Annotated in this window: 6 protein-coding genes; 1 reads left to right on the top strand and 5 read right to left on the bottom strand. The window is 42.1% G+C overall.

Annotated features, from left to right (window positions below):
* The first annotated feature begins 525 nt into the window (after positions 1 to 525).
* A complete protein-coding gene (locus SE27_RS02025) occupies positions 526 to 2,460 on the top strand; it encodes an ATP-binding cassette domain-containing protein (RefSeq protein WP_039620413.1) in 1,935 nt (644 codons plus the stop codon).
* A 399-nt stretch (positions 2,461 to 2,859) separates the two neighbouring features.
* Here the strand turns inward: SE27_RS02025 and SE27_RS02020 are convergent, their stop codons facing one another.
* The 5 genes from SE27_RS02020 to dnaA all read right to left on the bottom strand — a co-directional run bounded on the left by SE27_RS02020 (position 2,860) and on the right by dnaA (position 9,624).
* Complete coding sequence (locus SE27_RS02020) at positions 2,860 to 3,201, bottom strand: hypothetical protein (RefSeq protein ID WP_039620411.1); 342 nt, start codon at positions 3,199 to 3,201, stop codon at positions 2,860 to 2,862.
* A 171-nt stretch (positions 3,202 to 3,372) separates the two neighbouring features.
* Positions 3,373 to 5,844 (bottom strand): DNA topoisomerase (ATP-hydrolyzing) subunit B, encoded by a 2,472-nt coding sequence (gyrB, locus tag SE27_RS02015; RefSeq protein WP_039620409.1) that lies wholly within the window; start codon positions 5,842 to 5,844, stop codon positions 3,373 to 3,375.
* Positions 5,845 to 5,897: 53 nt separating this feature from the next.
* Positions 5,898 to 6,980: a DNA replication/repair protein RecF gene (gene recF / locus SE27_RS02010; protein ID WP_039620407.1), complete on the bottom strand. Its 1,083-nt coding sequence runs from the start codon at positions 6,978 to 6,980 to the stop codon at positions 5,898 to 5,900.
* A 14-nt stretch (positions 6,981 to 6,994) separates the two neighbouring features.
* On the bottom strand, positions 6,995 to 8,140 hold the full coding sequence (gene dnaN, locus SE27_RS02005) for a DNA polymerase III subunit beta (protein ID WP_039620405.1): 1,146 nt from the start codon (positions 8,138 to 8,140) through the stop codon (positions 6,995 to 6,997).
* 107 nt (positions 8,141 to 8,247) lie between these two features.
* Positions 8,248 to 9,624, bottom strand: coding sequence for a chromosomal replication initiator protein DnaA (gene dnaA, locus SE27_RS02000; RefSeq protein ID WP_039620403.1), 1,377 nt, complete (start codon positions 9,622 to 9,624; stop codon positions 8,248 to 8,250).
* Between the last annotated feature and the right edge of the window lie 308 nt (positions 9,625 to 9,932).

The raw sequence follows: 9,932 nt of genomic DNA, 5'->3' as shown, positions 1-9,932 counted from the left end.
AATCACCGATTCGAAAATATTTAAACCTCAATATTTATTTAAGGTCGTGAGGATTTTCTCTAATGTAAATTTTATCAAGTCTATCGTGTGTTACTTATTTTCATAACTGGCTATAGAGCTGCGCTGCATCGCTGGATTGTTTTTAAATAAGCTTATTACTCCTACTGCCATGCTGATTTAATCTATCCACAGCTTAATCTTCTGTATTTAAAAGGTATTTTATAGTTATCGACAATCAGATTAAAAAACAGCAGAATCGATTGATCAATAAGATGTTAAATTTATTTTGATCTATCAATTGTTGTCATTTTCAGCTTTAAGAATATAAATATAATCTATTGATTCTAAATTAAAAATTAATAATTTTTCGATTTTATGGGATGCTGAATATTTAATCAAAACCGTTAAATCGAGGATATTTAAACTAAGTTTTGGCTTTATCTTGACAATAATGCCGTAGTTTTTTTCTTTTCCGCGCTGCTTCCTTTAGAATACGCGCACTATTCTTCTCATTTAGATATTTCAATGATTCAGTTAGATCAACTTTCTATACGTCGCGGTGGACGTGTTTTATTCCAAAAATCGTCTATGCAGTTACATCCAGGATGGAAAATTGGCTTAACCGGTGTCAATGGCGCGGGTAAATCGACCTTATTCGCAGCGCTATTGGGCGGTATGGAGTCCGACAGCGGCTCTTTAACACGTCCGGCCGTGTGGACAGTGGCGCACATGGCGCAAGAAATTAAAGCCTTAGACATGAAGGCCATCGACTTCGTGTTATCGGGTGATGAAGAATATTGGAATATTCAAAATAAATTGGATCAGCCAGACAGCTTAAACGATGAAGAACTGGCCAATTTATACGGTCGTTTTGATGAAATTAATGGCTATTCTGCACCGTCTAAAGCCTCACAATTAATGGCCGGTCTGGGCTTCTTTGAGCATCAATCGCAGCTGGATGTATCGAGTTTTTCCGGCGGTTGGCGTATGCGGTTAAATCTAGCGCGTACCCTGATGAGTCGCTCAGACCTCTTGTTACTCGATGAGCCGACCAACCATTTGGACTTAGATGCGATTTTATGGTTAGAAGATTGGCTGAAAGCCTATGAAGGTACTTTGGTGCTGATTTCACATGACCGTGATTTCTTAGATGCCATTACCGACCATATTTTACATATCGAAAATCAAGAACTGATTCTATATACCGGTAACTATTCAACCTTCGAACGTACTCGTAGTGAACGCTTGTCACAACAACAACAAGCCTATGAGAAGCAACTTGAAACTCGTGCGCATTTGCAAAAATATATTGACCGTTTTAAAGCACAAGCCACCAAAGCCAAACAAGCCCAAAGCCGGATTAAACAGTTAGAACGGATGCAGGAATTGTCTGCTGCGCATGTCGATACGCCGTTTACCTTTAGTTTCCGTGAACCGACCAAAATGAGTTCACCGTTACTGGAACTTGAACATGCTGATATTGGCTATGGCGAAAAACTGATTGTGACCAATGTGAGTCTGCAAATTACCCCAACCAGTCGCATTGGCTTATTGGGTATGAATGGTGCAGGTAAATCGACGCTGATTAAATCCTTGGTGGGTGATTTACAACTCTTACAAGGCACACGCAATGATTCTGAACTGCTGAATATTGGTTATTTTGCGCAGCATCAAATGGATGCCTTGGATGGCAATGCCAGCCCAATGCTGCAATTGGCACGTATTGCCGATAAAAAGATCAGTGAAGCCAGCCTACGCTCTTTCCTCGGCAGTTTCGGCTTTAGTGGCGAACGTATGGACACGCCAAGTGAAAGCTTCTCTGGTGGCGAACGTGCGCGTCTGGCTTTGGCCTTAATTGTCTGGCAGCGTCCGAACGTGTTGATTCTGGATGAGCCGACCAACCATTTAGATTTAGATATGCGTCATGCGCTCACTATGGCCTTACAAGATTTTGAAGGCGCCGTGGTTTTGGTCTCGCATGAACGTCAATTGATTGCTAGTGTCTGTGATGAACTGATCTTGGTGCATGGCGGTCAAAGCCGTGAATTTGATGGTGACTTAACCGCATATGCCGATTGGCTGCGTCAAGCGCGAATCGAGATGATCAAAAATGGCCAACAACCGTCAGCTCCGGTCAAATCGCAAGTAGAAGTCAAAAGTAGCATTTCCAAATTAGACAAAGAGGCACAGCGTAAGGAAGCGGCACGTCGCCGTGAATTAAGCCGTCCAATGCGTAAAGATTTGGAAAAAAATGAAGCGCAAGTGGCCAAGTTACAACCTCGCTTAGCTGAGATTGAAGTGTTATTGGGCGACAGTAAATTATATGACGCCAGCCATAAAGACCAACTCATACAGTTAATGAATGAACAAACTGAACTAAAAGCGCAATTGGCCAAAGCAGAAGAAAGTATGTTAGAGCTGATGATGGAATTGGAAGAACTGGAAAGTGCTTTCGAATAAATCTATTGAGCATACTCAAGCATAGCCAAAGTCACGCTTGATTGATCTGAGGATCGCAGTCCAGTTTAAAAGCTGTACTGCGATTTTTTCATGCTTTTAGATGTTATTTTCAGCGCGCTGCATCCATGCAATAGGCTGTTTGCATCGGCCTGCAGAGGTGATAAAAATCAGTTTTTAAACTGACTGATTGATTTACAACTTGTTTATTGATGCTTCACGTGCTCATTAATATGTAGTACTTATCCGCAAGCATTTTAAAAAATAATTTAAAGAATAGATAAAACAATAACTTAAACTATGGATAAGTTTTCCACAGTCTTTGAGTCCCTTATCCACATTGAACTTTTATGCATTGCTTGATGGAGAACACATCAAGCATGCGGATACAACCGATGCTTATTATTTTAGAAATCTTAATTCTATAATGTTCCACACCTCATCTCGAACCCAGCGTTCTTGAATTTTTTTTCCCTCCATAAGACCCATTAAAATTTGACAGCTAGTTAAGTCATAATCAAATTCAAATTCTTCAAAAGTCACCTCGGGCTTTTGCGGTTTCCAGACGCCATTTTTAACCGCATGTGCAATCCGGTCATAACGTGTCAAACTACTTTCTACACGGTCTTGTTGCTCATATACCACCTTAAAATCTGCATGCTCATACTGCGCCAGCAGCTTCACATTACCGGTGAAAAATGCATTAATCCAAATATCTCGGATATGTTCCAGTTGATTGTCCATAAGATTCACCTTGGTATCGGTTGTTATAATTAGGCTGCTCATTGTCCATCATGACAGAGCAATACGTCATTTTTATAAAAAAATTGGATTTAATTAAAAAAATGCGAGAATAAAAATCCCATAAAAAAAGCATCCCGAAGGATGCTTTTAACGCTTTAAGCAAAATGACGCTTATGCATCAATATCTGCATTCAGTGCATTTTCTTCAATGAAGGCACGACGCGGTTCTACATCATCGCCCATTAAACAGGAGAACATACGATCTGCTTCAATGGCATCGTTAATCGTCACTTGCAACATGCGACGGCTTTCAGGATCCATGGTGGTTTCCCACAGCTGCTCGGCATTCATCTCGCCCAAACCTTTATAACGCTGGATCATCATGCCACGACGTGAATCGGACAAAATATGTTTCCATACTTCATGGAAGGTGGCGACATTGATTTTACGCTCGCCTTTTTGCAAATACGCACCCTCTTCAAGCAGGCTAAACCAGCTTTTAGAGTTTTGCAGTAAGCGCTTATATTCACCCGAGGCCAATAAGGTCGTATCCAGTAAATAATGATGCGGCAAGTTATGCACATATACGGTCACACGTGGCCAATAATGTGCCACTTTTTCGCCATCGGCCTGCTCTTTGTCAAACTGTTCTAAAACAATTTCAGGACGTAAGCTTGGCTGATATTTCTCAATCGCAGCGCGTAACTGTTCAGACCATTGCGTGACATAAGCTTCATCGTGATTTTGATCGAGCTTAAATGCCTCTAGACCCAATAAACCATCCAGCAAACTGGCCGGATAACGTACAGTTAAACGATTCAAACTTTTTTGTGAAACTTGATAATCGGCAATCACTTTGGCCAATGCTTGACCGGTAATCGCTGGAGATTCAGCACTAATATGCAGTGATAAATCATCAATCGCATTGGAAATCAAGAAGGTTTCTAATGCTTCATCATCTTTAAGATATTGTTCTTGCTTACCTTTTTTCAATTTATACAAAGGTGGCTGAGCAATATAAATATAACCACGTTCTACCAACTCAGGCATTTGACGGAAGAAGAAGGTCAGCAGTAGCGTACGAATGTGCGAACCGTCGACGTCAGCATCGGTCATGATGATGATTTTATGATAACGCAATTTGTCTGGATTATATTCTTCGCGGCCAATCCCACAGCCCAAGGCAGTAATCAGCGTACCAACTTCTTGTGATGAAATCATGCGATCAAAGCGCGCACGTTCCACGTTCAGAATTTTACCTTTTAGCGGTAAAATGGCTTGCATCTTACGGTTACGCCCTTGTTTGGCTGAACCGCCTGCCGAGTCACCCTCGACCAAATACAATTCAGACAATGCTGGGTCTTTTTCTTGGCAATCGGCTAATTTACCCGGTAAACCGGCAATATCGAGCGCGCTTTTACGACGAGTCATTTCACGTGCTTTACGTGCGGCATCCCGTGCGCGAGCTGCATCAATAATTTTGCCAGCAATAGATTTGGCCGCTTGTGGATTTTCCAGCAAATAAGCCGAAAATTCTTTATTCATCGCCTGCTCAACCGCAGGTTTGACTTCACTGGAGACTAATTTTTCTTTGGTTTGTGAAGAGAATTTTGGATCAGGCACTTTAACCGATACAATCGCGGTTAAACCTTCACGCGCATCATCACCCGTCACCGCGACTTTTTCTTTTTTCAGAATATTTTCACTGTCTAAATATTGATTTAGACCGCGGGTTAATGCGGCACGGAAACCGGCCAAGTGCGAACCACCATCTTTTTGTGGAATATTGTTGGTAAAGCAGCGCACGTTTTCTTGATAGGTATCATTCCACTGCAGCGCCACTTCCACGGTAATCCCAGTGTCGGCCACTTGACTGGTAAAATGAAAAATATCATTCAGATGGGTTTTACCTTGGTTAATATATCTGACAAATTCAGATAAACCACCCGCATAATCAAATACATGTTCAGCATTGACGCGTTCATCACGCAGCACAATCCGCACGCCGGCATTTAAGAATGAAAGCTCACGTAAACGACGCGCTAAAATGTCGACGCTAAAAATGGTTTGGGTAAAGGTTAATTCACTTGGATAAAAACGAACCGTGGTGCCCGATTCTTCGGTGACACCAATTTCACGGAGTTTATAAACCGGATCGCCATGCTGATATTCTTGTTCAAATACTTTTCCGGCGCGACGAATATTCAGTAAAAGTTTACTGGATAACGCATTCACCACCGATACGCCTACACCGTGCAGACCGCCAGATACTTTATAGCTGTTGTCGTCGAATTTACCGCCGGCATGCAAAATGGTTAAAATCACTTCAGCCGCAGACACGCCTTCTTCGGGGTGAATGTCGGTTGGAATACCACGGCCATTGTCGGATACGCTAACGGATTCATCTTCATGGATGATGACAAGAATTTCGTCACAATGCCCAGCTAAGGCTTCATCGATCGCATTATCGACCACCTCAAACACCATATGATGCAAGCCTGAACCATCGTCAGTATCACCAATATACATGCCCGGACGTTTACGAACTGCGTCTAATCCACGTAATACTTTGATACTAGAGGAATCATAAGCTTGTTCATTGATTGGTTCTATTTGAGAAGCAGCTTGATCTTCTGAACTCATGGTGTCTCCCTAGTGAACTATAGGTCTATCCAAAGATGGATAAAATCTAAAAACTATTGCACAACAACTTGAACTTGACCGTTTTCAACCCTGAATAATTGATAAGGAATAGATAAATCATGTAAATGTCTTTTTACTGATTCATGCTCTAAAGTGGTAATAAAAACTTGACTACCAAGCTGGCTCAATCGTTCAATTAATCGTCGCTGTGCGGTTAAATCTAATTCTGCTGTTAGATCATCTAATAATACCACAGTTTCCTTATTACCGGCATGTAGCATTGCAATCTGAGACAATTTCAGCGCCATCATCAAGAGCTTTTTTTGACCGCGTGATAACACCACATCTGCATCGCCAAGCGTTGTTTTTAAACGTAAATCTGCGCGATGTGGTCCGTATTCGGTATAACGTCGATCAAGGTCTTTTTGATGATGCACCGTTAAGTCATGCAGCAGACCTTGTTCACTGTGAAAACCGGCACTGTATTCAAGCGTTATCTCTAAATTGGGCAGTAATTGCTGTAAATCCTGTTCAAAATAAACTTTCCATTGTTCAACCACGACACTGCGCTGGATATGTAAAATTTCACCATATTCGCTCAGCATTTTGTTCCACGGTTCTAAATCCTGCAGCGTCAGATTTCGTCTAGATTTTAATAAACTGTTGCGCTGTTTTAAAGCCCGTGAATAGTATTGCCATGCTTGATAAAACTCCGGCTCCACGTGGAACATCAGCCAATCAATCAGTTGACGCCGCGGTTTCGCGCCATCATCAATAATATCGGTACTTTGCGGATCAATGTGCTGTAGCGGTAGAATTTTCGCCAATTGGCCTTGCGTGGCGATATGATCGCCATTGACTTTAATCAGCTGCTCACCAGACAACAATTTTTGCATACCAATTTTTTCAGTGGCAGATTGTGCAAAAACGATGGCATTGGCGGTTTCATTTTGAATGTAGTGTTTGGGAATGTGGGTGCGAAAGGATCGACCTGTGGCCAGTAAATGAATGGCTTCTAAAATAGAGGTTTTACCGGAACCATTGAGCCCGTAAAAAACATTAAACGGCTGCAACTCTTGCAGTGCAACCGTTTTTAAGTTTCGTACACGCTCTATATTTAAACGCGTAATGTGCATGTAAAGATCGTCAGTTAAACACGCATCGGCATAACGACATAGGTTTGATCTTGTTGTGCGGGGTCATGTACTAAAACCGACTGATTGGCTTCTGTCATGGTCATACACACTTCATCACCATCTAAAGCGCCCAAGACGTCTAATAAATACTGTGCATTGAAGGACATTTCCATCGGTGCATCAGCATATTGAATCGCGAGATCTTCAATGGCTTCATCTTGCTCTGGGTTGTTGGCGCGTAATTGTAAGCAATCTGCACCAAAATTTAAGAACACGCCACGTAATTTTTCATTGCTTAAAATAGCCACACGCTGCAAAGATTGCTTAAAGACATCATGCGCAATCGAGACATTTTTATCGCCCCCACGTGGAATAACGCGGCGATAATCAGGGAACTTACCATCAATGAGTTTGGTGGTAAAACGAACGGTAATATGACCCTGCTCTTTATCGCGGTTTGGGGTCAAAATTGTCACATTGAGCAATTCACGACCAATCAACAACGATAATGGCTCATCTTCAATACTCAATAGGCGCTGTAATTCAGCAACTGCTTTACGCGGCACAATCGCTTGAATGGCTTGAGTTGCAGTGGAGCTGGCAGCGGTTTCACACAAAGCCAGTCGATGGCCATCGGTGGTCACTGCACGCAGTTGATTTTCATCAATTTCAAGTAAGGTACCGGTCAGATAAAAACGTACATCTTGTACCGCCATCGCAAAAGCCGTTTTTTCAAATAAACGCTTTAATTCACGCTGCGTCACGCTGACTTGAGTTCCTTGCGTATTTTCTGTACTGAGTAACGGATAATCTTCTGCGGGTAAGGTCCCCAAGACAAAACGACTGTTACCTGATTTTAAAATACAGCGATCTTCGGTGATCTGTAAGTCAATCAATGCCGCAGCCGGAAGTGATTTACAGATATCCATCAATTTACGCGCTGGAACCGTGGTATCTCCCACTTGTAGACAAGCACCTTCAGCCAAAGTGGTACTGGCGACCAATTCAACTTCTAAGTCTGAACCGGTAATGGTTAACGCATCTTGCGTCACCTGAATTTTTACGTTGGAGAGAATGTTTAGAGTGTGGCGACGTTCAACCGCTCCTACAACATGTGAGAGAACATTAAGTAAGCTTTCTTTCGCGATTTTTAAACGCACGGGACATTCCTCTAACAACTGAAAATTCAGATAAATAATTAATTTTAAGCATGCAACTATGCGGCAGAATATAGCGCATTGCAAGACTAGAATTTGAGCAAAATAGGCTAACTTTGCAACAAACGTTGCAGGTTTCGATAGTCTTCGTTAAAGATCGGATCTTGCTCACGTAAGCTTAAAACCTTCTCACACGCATGCATTACCGTACTGTGGTCACGCCCGCCAAATGCCATCCCAATCTCGGGGAAACTATCACCGGTCAGCTCACGGGCAAGCCCCATGGCCAACTGCCGTGGACGTGCATAAATACGAGTGCGTTTGGGACCCACAATTTCTTTTAAAGGAATTCGAAAATACTCACTGACCACGCGTTGAATGTTTTCTGTGCTGATGGTTCGAGCACGAATTGCCAATACATCCTTTAGGGATTCACGTACCACATCCAAGTCAATATCTGTGCCTTTAAAGCGAGAAATAGCCACCACTTTATTCAGCGCCCCTTCTAGCTCACGCACGTTAGCCACCACTTGCTGTGCAACGAATAAAGCACAATTCCGCGGTAAATCGACCCCAATGTTTTCCGCTTTTTTCAATAAAATTTCAATCCGCGTTTCAATATCCGGCGGTTCGACCCCTACCGATAAACCCCAAGAAAAGCGCGAAACTAAGCGCGCATCCAGTTCAGTGAGTTCTTTTGGATAACGATCGGAAGTTAAAATAATTTGTTTAGACTCATCCAGTAACGCGTTAAACGTATAAAAAAACTCAACCAAACTGGCTTCTTTACCGGCCAACAAATGAATATCATCCACCAACAATAAATCTAACGAACGACAATTCTTCTTAAACTCTTCCACTTTACCTTGCTGCAAAGAGCTGACAAAATCTTGTACAAAGCTCTCGGCAGTCATATACATCACTCGCGCATTGGGCTTGGCCTGAAGTAAAGCATTACCGACCGCCTGCATCAAATGGGTTTTACCTAAGCCCGTTGGGCCGTATAAAAATAAGGGATTGTGCTGCGAAGCGCCCAATTGGGTTAAAACTTTACGACAGGTTTCAGCCGCCATTTGGTTAGAGCGACCTTCAACAAATAACGAAAAGGTAAACAAGGGATTGAGTAAACGTCGACGATGATTTTTAGCCGGTGTTTCGTCTTTTTCTTTTCGAGGTTTAAGACTTGGCGGCGCAGATTGTAAAGCCGCTGTGGTTGTGGCCGGTTGTTCGTGAGCAGATAAAATTTCACCTGGACGCGAGTCAACCAAAATTTCCACTTTACGCACTCGACCCTCGGACATCTGTTCAGCTAAAATGGTAATTAGCTCCAAATGATGCTCTTGAATATAGCGTGTCCAATATGGATTAGGTGCATACAAGCGTAAGGTGTTATTGACTTCTTCAGCCACCAAAGGACGAATCCACATGGTAAAGACATTTCCTGAAAGCTCTTGCCGTAAACGAGTTAAACAGTCTGTCCAAAGCATGTAAAACCCCTATTCATTCCATTGTTGATCATAAAAAATTCAGCCCGAGCAAACGGGTCGCCATTCTATCGAAGTTATCCACATCTGTCATGGCAAAATTCAGGAAATATGCAGGAAAAAAGCAATTTTTCGCTTAAATTTAAATTTAAATGGGCATGTGGATAAGTTTATCCAGAAGCTGTGGATAAAATATAGCACAAAGTTATCCACATTCTAATAAAGTTATACCAACATAGATATCCACAACATAATATACTGTTTAATAAAAATAAAAATACCTTCTCCACAGAAAAACGGCTCCCTAATAG

Source organism: Acinetobacter harbinensis, from assembly GCF_000816495.1.
GTDB lineage: Bacteria > Pseudomonadota > Gammaproteobacteria > Pseudomonadales > Moraxellaceae > Acinetobacter > Acinetobacter harbinensis.
The sequence above is the reverse complement of the archived record's forward strand: the minus strand, read 5'-3'. Positions and strand labels throughout refer to the sequence as shown.

Bases quoted from the DNA above. Each gene is read 5' to 3' on its own strand.
- SE27_RS02025 (WP_039620413.1), top strand. From the start codon at position 526: ATGATTCAGTTAGATCAACTTTCTATACGTCGCGGTGGACGTGTTTTA.
- SE27_RS02020 (WP_039620411.1), bottom strand. From the start codon at position 3,201: ATGGACAATCAACTGGAACATATCCGAGATATTTGGATTAATGCATTT.
- gyrB (WP_039620409.1), bottom strand. From the start codon at position 5,844: ATGAGTTCAGAAGATCAAGCTGCTTCTCAAATAGAACCAATCAATGAA.
- recF (WP_039620407.1), bottom strand. From the start codon at position 6,980: ATGCACATTACGCGTTTAAATATAGAGCGTGTACGAAACTTAAAAACG.
- dnaA (WP_039620403.1), bottom strand. From the start codon at position 9,624: ATGCTTTGGACAGACTGTTTAACTCGTTTACGGCAAGAGCTTTCAGGA.